This is a genomic window from Bradyrhizobium sp. McL0616 (assembly GCF_049993385.1).
Taxonomy (GTDB): Bacteria; Pseudomonadota; Alphaproteobacteria; order Rhizobiales; family Xanthobacteraceae; genus Bradyrhizobium.
This window is the reverse complement of the sequence record NZ_CP188255.1, coordinates 8,517,142-8,533,479: the sequence shown is the minus strand read 5'-3', so window position 1 is coordinate 8,533,479 and position 16,338 is coordinate 8,517,142. Positions and strand designations below refer to the sequence as shown.

General features: G+C 64.5%; 17 protein-coding genes. 10 read left to right on the top strand and 7 right to left on the bottom strand.

Annotated features, from left to right (window positions below; all coding sequences use genetic code 11):
* Nucleotides 1–33 precede the first annotated feature (33 nt).
* The 3 genes from ACPPVR_RS41110 to ACPPVR_RS41100 all read left to right on the top strand — a co-directional run bounded on the left by ACPPVR_RS41110 (nt 34) and on the right by ACPPVR_RS41100 (nt 3,326).
* Entirely contained in the window at nt 34–987 is a 954-nt protein-coding gene (locus tag ACPPVR_RS41110) for a DMT family transporter (protein WP_426612180.1), read from the top strand.
* Nucleotides 988–999: 12 nt separating this feature from the next.
* The gene (ispG, locus tag ACPPVR_RS41105) at nt 1,000–2,283 is read left to right on the top strand and encodes a flavodoxin-dependent (E)-4-hydroxy-3-methylbut-2-enyl-diphosphate synthase (RefSeq protein WP_426612179.1); all 1,284 of its coding nucleotides are present in this window, start codon (nt 1,000–1,002) and stop codon (nt 2,281–2,283) included.
* 146 nt (nt 2,284–2,429) lie between these two features.
* A complete protein-coding gene (locus ACPPVR_RS41100; protein ID WP_426612178.1) occupies nt 2,430–3,326 on the top strand; it encodes a TauD/TfdA dioxygenase family protein in 897 nt (298 codons plus the stop codon).
* A gap of 70 nt (nt 3,327–3,396) precedes the next feature.
* On the opposite strand, the gene ACPPVR_RS41095 is transcribed toward ACPPVR_RS41100, so the two are convergent.
* The gene (locus ACPPVR_RS41095; protein WP_426612177.1) at nt 3,397–4,170 is read right to left on the bottom strand and encodes an outer membrane protein; all 774 of its coding nucleotides are present in this window, start codon (nt 4,168–4,170) and stop codon (nt 3,397–3,399) included.
* 235 nt (nt 4,171–4,405) lie between these two features.
* Here ACPPVR_RS41095 and ACPPVR_RS41090 point away from each other — a divergent pair, with 235 nt between their 5' ends.
* Together ACPPVR_RS41090 and ACPPVR_RS41085 are read left to right on the top strand one after the other, a co-directional pair.
* On the top strand, nt 4,406–5,743 hold the full coding sequence (locus ACPPVR_RS41090) for a Rieske 2Fe-2S domain-containing protein (protein WP_426612176.1): 1,338 nt from the start codon (nt 4,406–4,408) through the stop codon (nt 5,741–5,743).
* Between the two features lie 3 nt (nt 5,744–5,746).
* Nucleotides 5,747–6,559: an N-acetylmuramoyl-L-alanine amidase gene (locus tag ACPPVR_RS41085; protein WP_426612175.1), complete on the top strand. Its 813-nt coding sequence runs from the start codon at nt 5,747–5,749 to the stop codon at nt 6,557–6,559.
* Nucleotides 6,560–6,609: 50 nt separating this feature from the next.
* On the opposite strand, the gene ACPPVR_RS41080 is transcribed toward ACPPVR_RS41085, so the two are convergent.
* From ACPPVR_RS41080 to ACPPVR_RS41070, 3 genes are all read right to left on the bottom strand, one after another.
* Entirely contained in the window at nt 6,610–8,220 is a 1,611-nt protein-coding gene (locus ACPPVR_RS41080; protein WP_426612174.1) for a Na+/H+ antiporter, read from the bottom strand.
* A gap of 46 nt (nt 8,221–8,266) precedes the next feature.
* On the bottom strand, nt 8,267–9,124 hold the full coding sequence (gene bla / locus ACPPVR_RS41075; RefSeq protein WP_426612173.1) for a class A beta-lactamase: 858 nt from the start codon (nt 9,122–9,124) through the stop codon (nt 8,267–8,269).
* A gap of 194 nt (nt 9,125–9,318) precedes the next feature.
* Nucleotides 9,319–9,693 carry a nuclear transport factor 2 family protein gene (locus ACPPVR_RS41070; RefSeq protein ID WP_426612172.1) on the bottom strand — a complete coding sequence of 125 codons (375 nt, stop codon included), beginning with the start codon at nt 9,691–9,693 and terminating at the stop codon, nt 9,319–9,321.
* A 94-nt stretch (nt 9,694–9,787) separates the two neighbouring features.
* Here ACPPVR_RS41070 and ACPPVR_RS41065 point away from each other — a divergent pair, with 94 nt between their 5' ends.
* Together ACPPVR_RS41065 and ACPPVR_RS41060 are read left to right on the top strand one after the other, a co-directional pair.
* Nucleotides 9,788–10,216, top strand: a complete 429-nt coding sequence (locus tag ACPPVR_RS41065; protein ID WP_426612171.1) for a GFA family protein — start codon at nt 9,788–9,790, stop codon at nt 10,214–10,216.
* Between the two features lie 182 nt (nt 10,217–10,398).
* Nucleotides 10,399–12,207: a caspase family protein gene (locus tag ACPPVR_RS41060; protein ID WP_426612170.1), complete on the top strand. Its 1,809-nt coding sequence runs from the start codon at nt 10,399–10,401 to the stop codon at nt 12,205–12,207.
* A 37-nt stretch (nt 12,208–12,244) separates the two neighbouring features.
* Here the strand turns inward: ACPPVR_RS41060 and ACPPVR_RS41055 are convergent, their stop codons facing one another.
* Nucleotides 12,245–12,931 carry a DUF1345 domain-containing protein gene (locus tag ACPPVR_RS41055; protein WP_426612169.1) on the bottom strand — a complete coding sequence of 229 codons (687 nt, stop codon included), beginning with the start codon at nt 12,929–12,931 and terminating at the stop codon, nt 12,245–12,247.
* Nucleotides 12,932–12,938: 7 nt separating this feature from the next.
* Nucleotides 12,939–13,862, bottom strand: coding sequence for a polyprenyl synthetase family protein (locus tag ACPPVR_RS41050; protein WP_426612168.1), 924 nt, complete (start codon nt 13,860–13,862; stop codon nt 12,939–12,941).
* A gap of 161 nt (nt 13,863–14,023) precedes the next feature.
* Between ACPPVR_RS41050 and mtgA the strand changes: the two genes are divergently transcribed.
* The 3 genes from mtgA to ACPPVR_RS41035 all read left to right on the top strand — a co-directional run bounded on the left by mtgA (nt 14,024) and on the right by ACPPVR_RS41035 (nt 15,853).
* Nucleotides 14,024–14,704 carry a monofunctional biosynthetic peptidoglycan transglycosylase gene (gene mtgA, locus ACPPVR_RS41045; RefSeq protein ID WP_426612167.1) on the top strand — a complete coding sequence of 227 codons (681 nt, stop codon included), beginning with the start codon at nt 14,024–14,026 and terminating at the stop codon, nt 14,702–14,704.
* 157 nt (nt 14,705–14,861) lie between these two features.
* Entirely contained in the window at nt 14,862–15,044 is a 183-nt protein-coding gene (gene rpmF / locus ACPPVR_RS41040; RefSeq protein ID WP_007598106.1) for a 50S ribosomal protein L32, read from the top strand.
* Between the two features lie 158 nt (nt 15,045–15,202).
* Nucleotides 15,203–15,853 (top strand): hypothetical protein, encoded by a 651-nt coding sequence (locus ACPPVR_RS41035; RefSeq protein WP_426612166.1) that lies wholly within the window; start codon nt 15,203–15,205, stop codon nt 15,851–15,853.
* 7 nt (nt 15,854–15,860) lie between these two features.
* On the opposite strand, the gene ACPPVR_RS41030 is transcribed toward ACPPVR_RS41035, so the two are convergent.
* The gene (locus tag ACPPVR_RS41030) at nt 15,861–16,121 is read right to left on the bottom strand and encodes a hypothetical protein (RefSeq protein ID WP_426612165.1); all 261 of its coding nucleotides are present in this window, start codon (nt 16,119–16,121) and stop codon (nt 15,861–15,863) included.
* Nucleotides 16,122–16,338 lie beyond the last annotated feature (217 nt).

Below are 16,338 nucleotides of genomic sequence, written 5' to 3'. Positions count from 1 at the left end.
CAACAACGGCGCGAAGCCGGATTTCGGGAAGACATGTCCTCACCTCAAGCCATACCCTCTGCCGGGCGTCCCCTCAGCGCCGGCGCCATCGCCCTGATGCTCATGCTGTGCCTAACCTGGGCCTTCAACCAGATCGCGATAAAGCTGGTCCTGCCGGATGTCCCGCCGATGCTCCAGGCGATGATCCGGTCGATGGGCGCGCTGCCGGTGCTGTTCATCATCGGCACCGTGCGCGGCGTCAAATTCTTCGACCGTGACGGCACGTGGAAGCCGGGCCTTATTGCAGGGCTGATGTTCGGCATCGAATTCGTGCTGATCTTCCAGGGCCTGCGCCTGACCTCCGCGTCGCGCGCGGTGGTGTTTCTCTACACCGCGCCGTTCTTCGTCGCGCTCGGCTCCTATCAGGTGCTCGGCGAGCGCCTTGGCAGCACGCAATGGCTGGGCTTGGCGATCAGCTTTGCCGGCGTCGCCCTCGCGATCGGCGTGCCGCAGGCCAATGTCGACTCGCACGTCCTGCTCGGTGACCTCATGATCGTCGCCGGCGCTTCGCTCTGGGCGGCGACGACGCTGGTCGCCAAAGGCACGCGGCTGCGCTTCGCCGCGCCCGAGAAAGCGCTGGGCTATCAGGTCGCGACCTCGATCCCGATCCTGGGCACGGCCGCCTGGCTGTGTGGGGAGACCATCACCCACACGCCGTCGCCCCTGTCGCTCGGCCTGATGGCCTTCCAGGCGATCTGGGTGGTGGGAACCACGTTCACGCTTTGGTTCGCGCTGGTGAAGGCCCATTCGGCCAGCAAATTGTCCGCTTTTACCTTCATCACCCCTTTGTTTGGCGTGGTGGGTAGCTATTTCATCATGCACGACAGCCTGAGCCTGGCTTTCGGGGCTGCTGCGGTCCTTGTAATCGCTGGGCTTTTTCTGGTTAACCGTCCGAGCCAAGTGGCTGCGGCGCCGCGTGATGCATTGCTGAACGTCACCAAAACCTGATATTTGGACCCCATGAACAAGCCCGAAACCACCATCGATTCCGACATCGCGGGGCCTGCGCCGCGCCATCACACCACCCAGGTCAAGGTCGGCGACGTCGCCGTCGGCGGCGGTGCGCCGATCGTCGTGCAGTCGATGACCAACACCGACACCGCCGATATCGACGGCACCATCGCCCAGGTCGCAGCGCTCGCGCGCGCCGGCTCCGAGCTGGTCCGCATCACCGTCGATCGCGAGGAGGCGGCAGCCGCCGTTCCGCACATCCGAGACGGCCTGCTCAAGCTCGGTCTCACCACGCCCCTGATCGGCGACTTCCACTATATTGGCCACAAGCTGCTCGCGGCCTATCCGGCCTGTGCCGAAGCGCTCGCCAAGTACCGCATCAATCCCGGCAACGTCGGCTTCAAGGACAAGCGCGATACGCAGTTCGCCGACATCATCGAGATCGCCAACAAGAACAACAAGCCGGTGCGCATCGGCGCCAATTGGGGCTCGCTCGACCAGGAGCTGCTGACCAGGCTGATGGATGAGAACACCGCCTCGTCCAATCCGCGCGATGCGCGCGCGGTGATGCGCGAAGCCATGGTGCAGTCGGCGCTGCTCTCGGCGGCGCGCGCCGAAGAGCTCGGCATGCCCAAGGACCGCATCATCCTGTCGGCCAAGGTCTCGGCGGTGCAGGATCTGATCGCGGTCTATGAGGTTCTCGCCAGCCGTTCCGATTACGCCATCCATCTCGGCCTCACCGAGGCCGGCATGGGCACCAAGGGCATCGTGGCGTCGTCTGCCGCGCTCGGCATCCTGCTTCAGCAGGGCATCGGCGACACCATCCGCATCTCGCTGACGCCGGAGCCCGGTGGCGACCGTACCCGCGAAGTGCAGGTCGGCCAGGAGCTGCTTCAGACCATGGGCTTCCGCACCTTCGTGCCGCTGGTTGCGGCCTGCCCCGGCTGCGGCCGCACCACCTCGACCACGTTCCAGGAGCTGGCCCAATCGATCCAGGGTTTCATCCGAGACGAGATGCCGAACTGGAAGACGAAGTATCCCGGCGTCGAAGAGCTCAACGTCGCGGTGATGGGCTGCATCGTCAACGGCCCCGGCGAGTCCAAGCACGCCAATATCGGTATCTCCTTGCCCGGCACCGGCGAAGCCCCCGCCGCGCCGGTGTTCGTCGACGGCAAGAAGTTCCGCACCCTGCGCGGCCCGACCATCTCCGCCGACTTCAAGGCGCTGGTGATCGACTACATCGACCAGCGCTACGGCCAGGGCGCCAAGGTGCCGGTGACCGCGGCGGAGTAAGCGTCTCCAAACATTGAAATCGAAGGGCGGGTTAGCGTAGCGTAACCCGCCTTATTTTTTTGCGTGCGCGAAGTGGCGGGTTACGCTTCGCTAAGCCGCCCTACATTGCTACGATGCTCCTAATCAGAATGATCGGGAGACATGCCATGAGCTCACTCGCCGGCAAGCAGGGCCCGCGCTATCGCCACACGGCTGAGGACGGCGCGCCTTACGAGACCATCGCGGTCGAAAAGTTGACGCCGATCATCGGCGCCGAGATCTCCGGCGTCGACATCGGCAAGCTCGTCTCCGACGATGCGCGCTCCAATCGCCAGATGGACGAGGTCCACCGCGCGCTCGCCGAAAACCTCGTCATCTTCTTCCGCGACCAGCACATCACGCCGCAGCAGCATCTCGCCTTCGGCCGCAAGTTCGGCGAGCTGCATTTTCATCCCGCGGCTCCCCACGAGGATGAAGACCCGGCGCTGATGAAGATCTACGCGGATGCGAACTCACCGCGAGCCAATGGCGAAGGCTGGCATTCCGATGTGTCCTGCGACCTCGAGCCGCCGATGGGTTCGATCCTCTACATCAAGCAGTGCCCGCCGCGCGGTGGCGATACGCTGTTCGCCAACATGTATGCGGCCTATGAGGCGCTGTCCGACCGTATGAAGGCCTATCTCGACGGCCTCACCGCGCAGCATGACGGCGAGCCGATCTATCGCGGGCTCTATGCGAACTACGGCGTTGCCGACCGTCCGTCCTATCCGAACGCCGAGCATCCCGTGGTGCGCACGCATCCGGTCACGGGCAAGAAGGCGCTCTACGTCAACCGCGGCTTCACCCGTCACATCAACGGCATCCCGCGCGACGAGAGCGATGCGATGCTGGCCTATCTCTACCAGCACGCCGAAAACCCGCTGTTCCAGTGCCGTTTCCGCTGGACCGAAAACGCCATCGCGTTCTGGGACAACCGCTGCGCCCAGCACCGCGCGATGTGGGACTACTGGCCGCATACGCGCTCGGGCACGCGGGTGACCGTGAAGGGGGAGCGGCCGGTCTAGGCACGGCCCTTGATGGCCAAGAAAAAGGCTCCGGCAATGCCGGGGGCTTTTTTGTGCGGTCAGTGCTCGATCAATACTTGGCGACGACCGGGCCGCCGAACTTGTAGCTCACCCGGGCGACCACAGACTGGATATCCTTCGGCTTCACGTCGAACGTATAGACCGCGGGCGCAGCGGCGCCGGCGAGCTGATAGCTCTTGGTCTCGAAGGCTGAGTAATCGTATTCCAAGCCGACGATCCAGTTACGCGTGATACCGTATTCCCAGCCGGCGCCGACGGTCCAGCCGTTGTGCCATGTGGCCTGAGAGCCGGAGCCGACATTGGGGGGAACGGTGTCGGAGACCGACAGCTTGTTGTTCACGCCGGCATAGCCGCCCTTCACATAGAACAGGTTGTTGTTGAAGGCGACGCCGGCGCGGCCAACCACGGTCGCCATCCAATTCGTCCGCCAGCTGAATACGTCGTCGAGACCGGCGCCGAATACGGTATTGAGCACGCTGCCCCTGTTGCTCATGCCGGAGACCGTGCCTTCCAGGCCGAGCACGAAGTTCCTGACCTGCCAGTTGTAGCCAAGCTGGCCGCCGCCGATCACGCCAGATCCGCGCTGCGCGAAGCCCTGTCCCGGCGCGAGATCGCCGAACGCGGTGGTGTCCGCGGTGTTGATCCACCGCTCATTGGTCCAGGAGCCGCCCAGATGACCGCCGATGTAGAAGCCGGTCCAGTCATAAACAGCAACCACCGGAGGCGGCGCCTTGGTGTAGGGCCGCGCAGCCAGGTCGGCTGCGGACGCCGAGCTTGCACCCATCAAGGAGACGGCGATTCCCAACAGAGCGAGTCTGCTCATTTGCAATCCATTAAAAATTGTCTGCGACGGCAATAACTTCCACCGTGATTTTAGCCTCGGTCGCGGCCCTCTTCCGTCACCCGTTCGCAACAGTGTCCGAAAATCGACCGTGGGCTCCCCGGCCGGCCGCGGGGGAGGGTTACGGACCGCCAGGGCAAGATCTCGCGGTTGTCCTGCGTTGACGTCCTCCTTCGCCCGCGCCAATCTTCCCAAAAACAAATCGGGAGGATCTGGCATGCTCCGCGCCGAGGACAACAAATTCCTGACCGAGTCGGGCCCCGGAACGGGCATGGGTGAACTCTTGCGGCGCTTCTGGATTCCCGTGGCCCTCTCCGAAGAGTTGCCCGAGCCCGACGGCGAGCCCAAGAAGATCACAGTTCTCGGCGAAGAGCTGCTCGCCTTCCGCGACTCCCGCGGCGTGGTCGGAATCATCGATCAGTACTGCCCGCATCGCGGCGCCAATCTCTGGCTTGGGCGCGTTGAGGAATGCGGCATCCGCTGCGTCTATCACGGCTGGAAGTTCGATACCGACGGCCGGTGCGTCGACATGCCGACCTCCTATCCCGATCTCGACGCCAAAGACCTCATCCGGATCAAGTCCTACCCGGTGCGCGAATGGGGCGAGATGATCTGGGCCTATATGGGTCCGGCGGACGTCATGCCCGAACTGCCCGATCTCGAAATGGCGCTGCTGCCGGCCTCGCACCGCTACGTCAGCAAGAAATGGCAGGACTGCAACTGGGTGCAGGCGCTGGAAGGCTCGATCGACACCGCCCATTTCACCTTCGCGCATCTCTCCTTCGACAAGGAGGAGAACGAGATTCTGGACATCAAGAAGCATTTTGTGAATCCGATCGCGCGGATGTCGAGCGACCACATGCGCTGGATCGCCGAGGACCCGCGGCCGGTCATCAAGATCGCCCCGCACGAGGCGGGGCTGACCATAGCTGGCGGCCGGCTCAGCGGCAGCGACAGCATCTACTGGCGCATCGCGCAGTTCCTGATGCCGTTCCACGCTTATGCGCCGAGCGCGATGCCGGGCGAAAACATCTTCGGCCAGACTTTCGTGCCTGTGACCGACACCAATTGCTGGATCTATACCTATGCCTGGAATCCCGAGCGGCCGCTGAAGCAGGGAGAGCGCGACGCCTACGACCGCGGCAACGGCGTGATCGCGGAGGTTGACGACAATTACGTGCCGCTGCGTCACAAGGGCAACGACTATCTGATCGACCGCAAGCTCCAGAGGACCAAAAGCTACACCGGCATCAAGGGCGTATCCGAGCAGGACGCCGCCGTGCAGGACAGCCAGGGTCCGATCGCCGACCGCACCCGCGAGCATCTCGGCCCGACCGATCTCGGCATCATGCATTTTCGAAAAGTCGTGATGGATCTGGCGCGCGCGCTTCAGCAAGGCGAGCCGCCGCCGCAAGCCGCGCATCAGGATCGTTACGCCGTGCGCTCCGGCGCCTGCGTCACCAGCAAGATCAAGGATCTGCCCGCGGTGATGCTGGAACGCTTTGGCGATACCGCGGGCTTCGTCGGCCGTCCCCGGATTGCAGCGGCGGAGTAGGGCTTGTCACTGGCACGGGGCATCGTCGCAACTCTTGTGGTGTCGCTTGTCGCATCATCGCTCGCGCGGGTCGACGCGGGCCGCGCCGTGCCGGCCCGCAAGGTCGCGAAAACAAGGCCGAAGCCACCGGCGCCGGAGATATGCGAGCCGCGCAAATTCCGGATCATCCTAGATGTCGGACACACCTCTGAATCGCAGGGCGCGACGAGCGCGCGTAACGACGTGGAATTCGGCTTCAACCTGCACCTGGCGCGGCTCGTCGGCGAGAGGTTGAAGTCCGCAGGCTTTGCCGCAACCCGCGTGCTCGTGACCGAAGGCAAGGCGAGAGCAAGCTTGCTCAAGCGCGTCGGCACCGCCAATGCTGCCCATGCCGATTTCTTCCTGTCGATCCACCACGATTCCGTGCCGGACAAGATGCTCGAGCCATGGGAGTTCGAAGGTGCCAAGAGCTATTTCAGCGATCGTTTTGGCGGCCACTCGCTGTTCGTGTCCGAGCGCAATCCGCACTTCGGCACAAGCCTCGCCTTCGCCCGGCTGCTGGGCAGGGAGCTGAAGGACCGCGGCCTGCAATATGCCAGCCAATACACGTTGCCGCTGATGGGTCGCTACCGGCACCAATTGCTCGACAAGGATGTCGGAATCTACCGCTATGACGGGCTCGTCGTTCTCTCGCAGACCAATAGCGCTGCGGTCCTGCTCGAGGCCGGCTCCATCATCAACCGCGACGAAGAGATGGCGATGAACTCGCCGCGGCGGCAGGAGCTGATTGCGACGGCTGTGACGGCCGCGATGCGGGAGTTCTGCGAGAGGCGGTAGTCTGCTCCGCCGTTTCAACAACCGTCGCTGCGCTCGCAATGACGACGGGGCTACAACGGCACCCCCCGATACTCCCTGTTCGCCAAGCTCGCCTCCTCCAGATCCAGATCGCGCTCGATCCGGCGCCGCGTCTCGTCGGTGATCTGGCCATCGCGCAGGAGGTCGTGGATGAATTTTCGCTCGGCGGAGATCAGGTTGCGGGTCAATGCGGTGCCAGCGGCGGAGACGTCGTGGCGGCCTGGGTCGAGCGAGTCCGGAAGCTGGTTAGTGCGGATCTCGTGGCGCGCGCGCAGCAGGCTCACCACCTCATCGGATACGTCTTTCTTCTCGGTCAGCGCGTCCAGCGACCTCAACGCGGCGTCGAGAGCCTGGCGCCGTGCCGCGATCTCGGCCTCGTGCTCGGCGATATGTTCGTTGCGGCCGGCTTCCGCGATGCCGAGCCAGCGCACCACCGGCGGCAGCGTGAGGCCGATGCCAACCAGCGTGATGAAAATGACGCCGAAGGCGACGAACAGGATCAGGTCACGATATGGAAAGGCTTCGCCGCCCGGCAGCGTGAACGGCAGCGCCAGCGCCGCCGCAAGCGACACCGCGCCGCGTACTCCGGTGAAGGCGAGCGCGAACGCCCATTGCCAGGGCGGCGCCGGATCGCGCGCACGCAGCGACTTGCTCAATATCCGCGGCAGATAGACCGCGGGATAGAGCCAGGCGAAGCGTGCGATGACGATGATCACCATCACGATGGCGGTCGCGATCATGATGTCGTCGAGCGGAAACGCCTTCGACTTCTCGTAGAGCGCGCGCATCTGGAAGCCGGTGAGCAGGAACAAGAGACCCTCGATCAGGTAGATGATGAGGTCCCAGAAGAAGATGCCTTGCAGCCGCGTCGATGAGGAGATCCACAGCGGACCGTTCCAGCTCACATAGAGGCCGCAGGCCACGGTGGCGATCACGCCGGAGCCGCCCAAATGCTCGGGCAGCCAATAGGAGACGTAGGGCGTGATCAGCGACAGCGTCAGCTCGACCTGCGGATCGTGAGCCCATTTGCGTGCGCGCAGGGAGAGCCAGCCGACGCCGATGCCAAATGCGATCTCGCCGGCGACGATGAGGGAAAATTCGCCGGCCGCCATCGGCAGCGAGAAATGGCCGACCATGATCGCGCCGAGCGCGAAGCGGTAGAGGATCAACGCGGTCGCGTCATTGGCGAGCCCTTCGCCTTCGAGGACGATCAGGATCCGTCGCGGTATGTTCAGCCGGCGTGCGATCGCGAGCGGCGCCACCACGTCGGGCGGCGCGACGATGGCGCCTAGCAGGAAGCCGATGGTCCAGGGCAGGCCGATCAGGTAGTGGGTGGCGGCCGCCACCAGCGCCGCAGTGAAGATCACCGCGCCGACCGCGAGCAGCACGATGGGGCGCAGACTGTTCTTGAACTCGCGCCAGCTCATCGCAACGCTCGCCGAATAGATCAGCGGCGGCAGCACCATCAGCAGCACCAGCTCCGGCGGCAGTTCCACCGGCGGCATGCCCGGCACGAAGGCGAGGCCGACGCCGGCCAGCATCAGGAGAATGGCTGGCGCGACATTCAGACGGCGCGCGGCCAGCGCCGTGCCGGCCAGCACCGCGAGCAGGATGAGAAAGGTCTGAAATTTCGCTTCGATCATGACCTGTCTTGGCCCGGAAGCGGCCAACAGGTCAATGCGCGACGGCTCACGCCAGCCGTTCAGTCACCATGCGCCCGATGCGCGCGAACACCGCCTCGATCTGCGCGGCCGTCGGCGTGCCGCCCTGGGTGTAGGCCGCGATCAGGATCGGCGTATCGGGCTTGGCCCAGACGACCGCGATATCGCCCGATGCGTCCTTGCCGTTGTTGCCGGTCTTGTCGCCGATCTTCCAATGTCCCGGCAGGCCACCGCGCAACCGGTTCGCGCCGGTCTTGCAGTCCACCATCCAGCCGGTGAGCTGCGCGCGCGAGGCTTGCGACAATGCCTCGCCTGTCACCAGCCGCCGCAGATTGTTCGCCATCGCGGCCGGCGTCGTGGTGTCATGGGGATCGCCGGGCGGTGAGCGGTTGAGCTCGGGCTCATTGTGGTCGAGCCGTGAGGTGGTGTCTCCGAGCGTCCGCCAGAACGCGGTGAGTGTGGCGGGCCCGCCGATCCGCGCCAGCAGCAAATTGGCGCAGGTGTTGTCGCTGAGCTCGACGATCGCCTTGCACATGTCGGTGACCGACATCGCGCCGGCGGCAAGATTCTGCTTCGCGACCGGCGCGTATTGCAGCAGATCGGTCTGGCCGTAAGGGATCATCGCCGCAAGCTGCTCCTCGCCGCGGTCGACCCGCGCCAGCACACAGGCCGCCAGCGAGGCCTTGAATGTCGAGCACATGACGAAGCGTTCGTCGGCCCGCCAGCTGAGCTTGGCGCCGGTCGCGAGATTTTCCGCATAGACCCCGATCCGCCCGCCACTCTCGCGCTCATAGGATTCGAGCTCGGGCCGCGCGTCTGCGGCGAGCGCGGGAGAAGCGGCAATCCAGCACAGCGAAGCGAGCAGGGAACGGCGATCGAGATGCATGGGGGGCCTTTGGGCGGGAGTCGACGGAATGGAGGCGTGCCCCATTCGCATCGTCATTGCGAGGAGCGAAGCGACGGAGCAATCCGGTCTGCCTCCGCGGAAAGATTCTGGATTGCTTCGCTACGCTCGCAATGACGGAGAGTGGGTGGCGAGTGCGCTCAATTTCGGGCAGCAGGGGGTCGAGACGCGCCCCCTCACTCCTTCAGGTCATACCGGTATGATTTCGACACGATCTGCCAGCCGTCGCTGAGCTTCATCGCGACCAGATAGTCTGTGAAGAAGCGCGGCGGCAGTTGGCATCTGACCTTGATGAAGGCGGTCTTGTCATCGGAACGGTCGATAGTGACGATGAAATCCTCGCGCGGCTTGCCTTCGGCCTTGGCGGAGGCGCGCTTGCGCACGCGGTCGAGCCAGTCCGGCACGGTCAGCACCTGCAATTCGCCCTTCTCGATCCAGCGCAAATCGGCGGAGGGATGGAAGATGGCGCCCAGCTTTTCGGCGTCGCCCTCGTAGAGCCCGTCAAAATAGGATTGCACGACGGCTTCGACGCTCGAACGATTCTGGCTCATGGGTCATCCTTTTGAACGATGGCGCACAACGAACTTAGTCGTAGACATCAAATTGCGCTATGGCTGTCTCCGCCATTTGCGCGAGGTCGGCGTCATGACAGGTTCACAACAATCGAACGCTCGTATCCTTGCCGGCGAATGCTACTGCCGCGCGGTTCGCTACGAGGTGGCGGACGCATTCTCCTATGCGATGAATTGCCATTGCTCGAACTGCCGCCGCACCACCGGCGCCGCCTTCAAGCCGTTCGCCGGCATCGAATACAGCAAGCTCCGCCTCGTCAGAGGCGAGGACCAGCGGATCGTTTTCGGCGACGATGTCACCCATGACGCGCACTGCGCCCGTTGCGGCTCGCTTCTCTACTCCCGGGTCCGCGACGGAAAATGGGTCCATGTCGCCATGGGAACCCTGGTCGATGCCCCCTCGATCCGGCCGAGCGCCCATATTTTCGTCGGCTCCAAGGCCCCTTGGCACGAGATCACGGACAATCTGCCGCAGTATCGGGGGCACATCGGGGATGGCTAGGGGGAATCCGGCTAGCAAGCCGTTGCCAGCGAACCGCCAACGCTCTGGCGCGACTAACAAATGGGGTTGCTTGGCATGTGGTCGGCGCGGTCTTCGTGACCTCCATCACAAGCCCGGACGGCGGATCTTGCTAAGGCAATTCCAGAGGGTGTGAACTGCCCCGAACTCTTGGAAGTCGTGTCATGCGCAACTTGTTCAGATTTTGCCCGCTTCTCCTTGCCCTCGTGCTGCTGTTCGGCGCGGACCCCGCCTTTGCCGGAAAACGCGTCGCGCTGGTGCTCGCCAATTCCGCCTATCAGAACGCACCGCAGCTCACGAATCCCGTCAACGACGGTGCGGTGATGGCGAAGACGCTGAAGGATGCCGGCTTCGATGTCGTCGAATCCCGCCACGATCTGACCGCGCTCGATACGCGACGCGTGCTGCGCGAGTTCGCCGATTCAACCCGCGATGCCGACATCGCTGTCGTCTATTACGCCGGCCACGGCATCGAAGTCGAAGGCTCCAACTATTTGATCCCGGTCGATGCCAAGCTCGAGCGCGACACCGATGTCTATGACGAGGCGCTCTCGCTCGATCGCGTCCTGGTCGCAGTCGAGCCTGCGAAGCAGCTTCGCCTGGTGATCCTCGACGCCTGTCGTGACAATCCTTTCGGCAGGACCATGAAGCGCACGCTTGCCTCGCGTGGCATCGGCCGTGGTCTGGCCCAGGTCGAGCCGGCCAGCTCCAACACGCTGATTGCTTATTCGGCCAAGGCCGGCTTTACCGCGCAAGACGGCGACGGCGCCAACAGTCCGTTCACCATCGCGCTGTCGAAGCATCTGACGACGCCGGGCCTCGACGTCCGCCGCGCCTTCGGTTTCGTGCGCGACGACGTGCTGAAGTCGACCGGCAACAAGCAGGAACCGTTCGTCTATGGCTCGCTCGGCGGCGAGGATGTGCCGCTGGTGCCGGTCAAGGCCGCGACTGCGGCGGCTCCCGCGCCGAATCCCCAGGTCGATATGCGCCGCGACTACGAGCTTGCGCTCCAGGTCGGCAACAGGCCGGCGTGGGAAGCCTTCCTGGCCCAGCATCCGGACGGCTTCTATGCGAACCTCGCCAAGCTCCAGCTCGACAAGATCCAGGCCGAGCAGGTTCATGCGGCGGCGATCGAGAAAGCGAAGCAGGCCGATGCCGAACGCGATCGTCTCGCCGCGCTTGGCGCGCAAAAGGACACGCAAGCCAAGGCTGCGGCCGATGCAAAGGCCGCTGAGCAGGCGCAGCTCGTCGCGCAGAAGGCCAAGGAACAGGCGCAGCAGCAGGCTGCCGCCGCCGAGCAGCAGCGCGTCAACCTCGCCGCAGCAGTGCCGAGTGCAACGCCGGCAAGCACGGCGAGCCCAGCGGGCACCAACGTCGCCGCGCTGACGCCCGCGACGCAGCCTGCCGATCTCAGCCGCTCGGTGCAGACCGAGCTCGGCCGCGTCGGCTGCTTCTCCGGCTCTGCCGACGGCAATTGGAATACGTCCTCGCAGCGGTCGCTGTCGCAGTTCAACCGCTATGCCGGCACCAAGCTCGATGTGAAGGTCGCCAGCAGCGACGCACTCGATGCGGTCAAGTCGAAACCGTCGCGCGTCTGCCCGTTGGTCTGCGATCACGGCTTCAAGGCAGACGGTGGCAGCTGCACCAAGATCGTCTGCCGCGACGGCTATGCGATCAACGACGACAATGAATGCGAGAAGCAGCGTGCCGCCAAGCCTGCGACCTCGAAGCCCGCGACCTCGCGGCGCGACGACAGCGACGACCGTCCGGCCCGGCAACGTCCGCAGACGGGCGCGGCGGGCGGTTATGGTGCCGGCATTGGCGGCATCGCCGCTCGTGCGGGTCGCGCCTCAGGCGGCGGGCAGATGTACTGCAACAACACCGGCTGCCGTCCAGTCAACCGCGGCTGCCATCTTGAATATCGCGGCGGTGGCGGCCCCGGCAACGATGCCAATGCCGAGGTTTGTTACTAGGGCCGCGCGGCCATCCCGGCCTTCGCCGGGACGGCGGTCAAGTAGCAATCGCACTCGCCGCAATGTTCACCGTCAGCGCCAGCAGCGCAGTATTGTAGATGAACGAGACGATGCCGTGCGCGGTCGCCGTGCGGCGGATGGTCTTGTCGGTGATGCCGACGTCGGAGACCTGCGCGGTCATGCCGATCACGAAAGAGAAATAGACGAAGTCCCAATAGTCGGCGTGGTCTGCCTTGTCGCCGCTTGGAAACTGCAATCCGCCCACCGGGGGGCGATAATAATCATGGGCGTAATGCAGCGCGAAGATGGTGTGCACGGCGGCCCAGGACAGCGCGATGGTGCTGATTGCGATCGTCAGGTCCGCGGCGCCGCGATGAGCGCCGAGCTCGGAGACGATCGCCGCGATGCTCGCGAACGCGCCGATCGCCGTCACCAGCAGGATCACGAAACGGCCGTCATCCTGCATCGCGGCGCTACGGCGGATGTGCTGATGGTCGTTGCAAAGCATCATGCTGTAGACCAGCACGAGATAAACCGCGATCAGCGCATCCCAGCCGAACAGCAGCCGTGTCACCAGCCGGTGCGAGCCTGGCAACAGCAGGCAGACCAGGATTCCGGCCGCCAGCGAGATGAACGTCCGCGGCCGCGCATAAAGCAGCCGCATCGGCCGCGACATTTTTTGGAAGCGCGCGAGGACGGGATCTTCTTTGTCGATCCCCGTCATCGCACCGTCAGCTCTTCCGCTCGGCGACGAAGCGCGCGGCGGCTTGCAGCACGGCGGCGCGGTCGCCGAAGATCGACACTGCGCTGTCGGCCCGCGCCAGGAGATCGCGCACGCGCTGCTTGGCGCCCTCGATGCCGAGCTGGGTGACGAAAGTGGTCTTGCCCATCGCTGCGTCCTGGCCCGCGGGCTTGCCGAGTGCCGCCGCATCGCCCTCGACGTCGAGCAGATCGTCGGCGATCTGGAAGGCCTCGCCGAGCGCGCGGCCGTAATCGTCGAGCGCCTGATATTGCTTTTGCGAGGCCTGGCCCAGGATCGCTCCGGCGATGCAGCCATAGCGCAGCAGCGCGCCGGTCTTCATCTGCTGGAGGCGCGCCACGTCCACCGGCTCGCGGTCGCCAAAGCGGCCTTCGCCTGCGAGATCGAGGATCTGGCCGCCGACCATGCCGCCGATGCCGGCGCAGCGTGCCAGCGCGCGCGTCAGCAGCAGCCGCACATTGGCGTCGCGATGGATCTCGTCACGGGTGATGATGTCGAAGGCGAGCGTCAGCAGGCCGTCGCCGGCGAGGATGGCAGTCGCATCATCGGTCTTCTTGTGCAGGGTGGGGCGGCCGCGGCGCAGGTCCGAATTGTCCATCGCCGGCAGATCGTCATGGATCAGCGAATAGCAGTGGATGCACTCCAGCGCGGCGCCCGCGAGCAGCGCCGCCTCGCGGGGCACGCCGAACACGGCCGCGCTCTCGACTACCAGGAACGGCCGCAGGCGCTTGCCGCCATTCAGGCTCGAATAGCGCATTGCGTCCATGAGCCGCTTGGGCCGCGCGATCTCATCGGGCAGAATGTCATCCGCCAGGAGGCGCCCGAGCAGGGCTTCGGTGTCATCAGCGGTCTTGTCCAGACGTTTGGCGAAATCGGACGGGGACGTGCCGGTCATCAAGAAAGGCTCCAGAACTAAAATTCGGCGGGACAATCCTTTATGAGCCCGCCTCAGTCAATCGTTTGGAAGGCCTAAAAAGTGCTGGAAAATGCCCGAATTATCACAGGCTTAATGGCCGGCCCCGTGGCCGTGTTTCAGTTTGCGCCGGAAAGGTCGATTTGCGCATCGTCAAAATCCTGCTGGTGATGCTCGCGGTGGCGTTGTTGGCGCCCTATGTGATCGCGCCATTCTACCGCACCGGCCATCCTGTTTCGACGCTGATGGCCTGGCGTTCGCTCCGCGGCGCGCCGATGCAGCGGGAATGGATCGATCTTACGGCCATGTCGCCCTATTTGCCGCGCGCAGTCGTGGCAGCCGAGGACGCCCATTTCTGCAAGCATCACGGCATCGACTGGGGTGCCCTGCGCGAGGCGATCGACGACGCTAAGGAGGACGGCACGCCGTTTCGTGGCGCCTCTACCATCACCCAGCAGGTGGCCAAAAACCTGTTTCTCTGGCAGGGGCGGGATTTTGTCCGCAAGGCGCTGGAATTCCCGCTGGCGCTGTGGCTCGACTTCGTCCTGCCCAAGGCGCGGATCCTGGAAATTTACCTCAACATCGCCGAGCTCGGCCCCCAGGGCCAGTTCGGGGTGGAGGCGGGCAGCACCTTTGCCTTCGGCAAATCGGCCGCGAACCTCTCCCCCCGGGAGGCGGCACTTCTGGCGTCGATCCTGCCGAATCCGGTCAAACGCAGCGCCAGGACCCCCGGGCCAGGCGTCCGGCGGCTGGCCGGAACCTATGTGGCGCGGGCCCAGGCCCCCTCGCTTTCGACCTGCTGGCGGGAAAATCGCGGATTTTGAACCATTTCCGGGCGCATTTTCCGGTCCAAAACCCTAGCTTTGCGGCCAGCCTTCATCTATAAGCCCGGCCTTGATCGGCATTTCGCTCGCCCCGTTTGGGTGCTGAGCCGTCCTGCGGACGATGCCCGGACAACACCAATCCCTAGAGGATATTGAAATGGCCGTTCCGAGAAGAAAAACCTCGCCGTCGCGCCGTGGCATGCGCCGCTCGGCAGACGCCATCAAGAAGCCGACCTATGTCGAGGACAAGGACTCCGGTGAGCTCCGCCGTCCGCACCATCTCGACCTCAAGACCGGCATGTACAAGGGCCGTCAGGTCCTGAAGAAGAAAGAGTCCTGAGTCAGGACTTTTCGTCGGGCAGGCTTATCCTCAATCAGGATGGTGTGACCTGCCTGATTTCGGCCAATACATGAGATATGACGGTGACGGCGGCGGAGCGACTGCTTCGCCGTCGCATTGTCTTGCCCGGACATCTTGATCGAGAAGGCGCTTTACCGATGGTCGGTTTCCCGCTGCTTCTGATTCCGCTTGCCGTCTACAACATCATCGCCTTCCTAATGCCCAGCGTGTCCTTCTCGGACGTGCTGTTCAAGGTGCCGATGATCACCGGCGAGACCTGGCCGGTGACGCTCGCCGACCTCCTGCTCGCGCTCGGCGTGGTGCTGCTGCTGCTCGAAGTGGTCAAGGGCGCACGGCCCGGCGCGAAATTCCTGATGGATCATTTGCTGTCGCTGATCCTGTTCGGCGCGGCTGCCACCGAATTCGTGATCTGGCCCAAATTCGGCAATTCCACCTATTTCCTGCTGGTGTTGCTCGCGATGGCCGATTTCCTCGGCGGCATCGCCCAACGCGCACGCCGCCGCATCGCTTATGTCGCCGCCGAGACCGTGCCGGTGCCGCGCAAGGCCAAGCGGCAGCCCGAGGCGCCGGCTGGAAATTCGATGTTCGAGCCGAAGCTTGATCCCGTCCCTATGCCGCCGCCCGGGCCGGTCCCGCCTGCGCCCTCAGCGCAATCGGTCGCCGAATCGGTGCTGATGGATCACCCAGCGCCGAAGCCCGTGCAGAGCATCGCGCCGTCGCCGGAAATTCCCTCGCCGCATCTGCAGCCGGGCAACGGCACGCCGTCCTCGCCTGGAGAGCCGCGCTGATCGGGTTTTACGCCACCTGCCGCGTGCGCGCGGTGACGCTTCCCAGCGGGCGCTTGCCGCCATAGGCCATTCGCGCGTCCTCGGAAGACCCGCGGCGCAGCCGGCTTGCCTGGGGCAGGTGCTCGGCATTGGCGATCAGCTGGGCGACGAAGCTCGGATCGGGGCGCGGCAGCGGCGCCTTGTGAGCCCACGCAAGCGTCGGCAGCATCGGCACCAGGGCTGTCCCTGTGCCGTTTTCCGCTTCGTCCGATCGATCGGTACTCAACATCGCAATCACCGTTGATCCGGCGGAGCCTGTCGCGTTTCGAGACGCTGGCGCCGGTGCGTGTCATGTACTCGCAAGGTCTATGCCGGCCGAGCCGGTTTGGTTCCCGAGCGGTTTCGGAACGTGGTTTCCAAATTGTTTATGAACTTTGCCTAGGGTCGGGGGCGAATCTGGCCGTATTCTGTGCCGGCTCAGGACTCTTCACTGTCCCGAAACGAGG

Coding starts and splice junctions, on each gene's coding strand:
- ACPPVR_RS41060 (WP_426612170.1), top strand. CDS start 10,399: ATGCGCAACTTGTTCAGATTTTGCCCGCTTCTCCTTGCCCTCGTGCTG.
- ACPPVR_RS41035 (WP_426612166.1), top strand. CDS start 15,203: ATGGTCGGTTTCCCGCTGCTTCTGATTCCGCTTGCCGTCTACAACATC.
- ACPPVR_RS41090 (WP_426612176.1), top strand. CDS start 4,406: ATGCTCCGCGCCGAGGACAACAAATTCCTGACCGAGTCGGGCCCCGGA.
- ACPPVR_RS41030 (WP_426612165.1), bottom strand. CDS start 16,121: ATGTTGAGTACCGATCGATCGGACGAAGCGGAAAACGGCACAGGGACA.
- ispG (WP_426612179.1), top strand. CDS start 1,000: ATGAACAAGCCCGAAACCACCATCGATTCCGACATCGCGGGGCCTGCG.
- ACPPVR_RS41070 (WP_426612172.1), bottom strand. CDS start 9,693: ATGAGCCAGAATCGTTCGAGCGTCGAAGCCGTCGTGCAATCCTATTTT.
- ACPPVR_RS41065 (WP_426612171.1), top strand. CDS start 9,788: ATGACAGGTTCACAACAATCGAACGCTCGTATCCTTGCCGGCGAATGC.
- ACPPVR_RS41110 (WP_426612180.1), top strand. CDS start 34: ATGTCCTCACCTCAAGCCATACCCTCTGCCGGGCGTCCCCTCAGCGCC.
- ACPPVR_RS41080 (WP_426612174.1), bottom strand. CDS start 8,220: ATGATCGAAGCGAAATTTCAGACCTTTCTCATCCTGCTCGCGGTGCTG.
- ACPPVR_RS41050 (WP_426612168.1), bottom strand. CDS start 13,862: ATGACCGGCACGTCCCCGTCCGATTTCGCCAAACGTCTGGACAAGACC.
- rpmF (WP_007598106.1), top strand. CDS start 14,862: ATGGCCGTTCCGAGAAGAAAAACCTCGCCGTCGCGCCGTGGCATGCGC.
- ACPPVR_RS41095 (WP_426612177.1), bottom strand. CDS start 4,170: ATGAGCAGACTCGCTCTGTTGGGAATCGCCGTCTCCTTGATGGGTGCA.
- ACPPVR_RS41100 (WP_426612178.1), top strand. CDS start 2,430: ATGAGCTCACTCGCCGGCAAGCAGGGCCCGCGCTATCGCCACACGGCT.
- ACPPVR_RS41055 (WP_426612169.1), bottom strand. CDS start 12,931: ATGACGGGGATCGACAAAGAAGATCCCGTCCTCGCGCGCTTCCAAAAA.
- bla (WP_426612173.1), bottom strand. CDS start 9,124: ATGCATCTCGATCGCCGTTCCCTGCTCGCTTCGCTGTGCTGGATTGCC.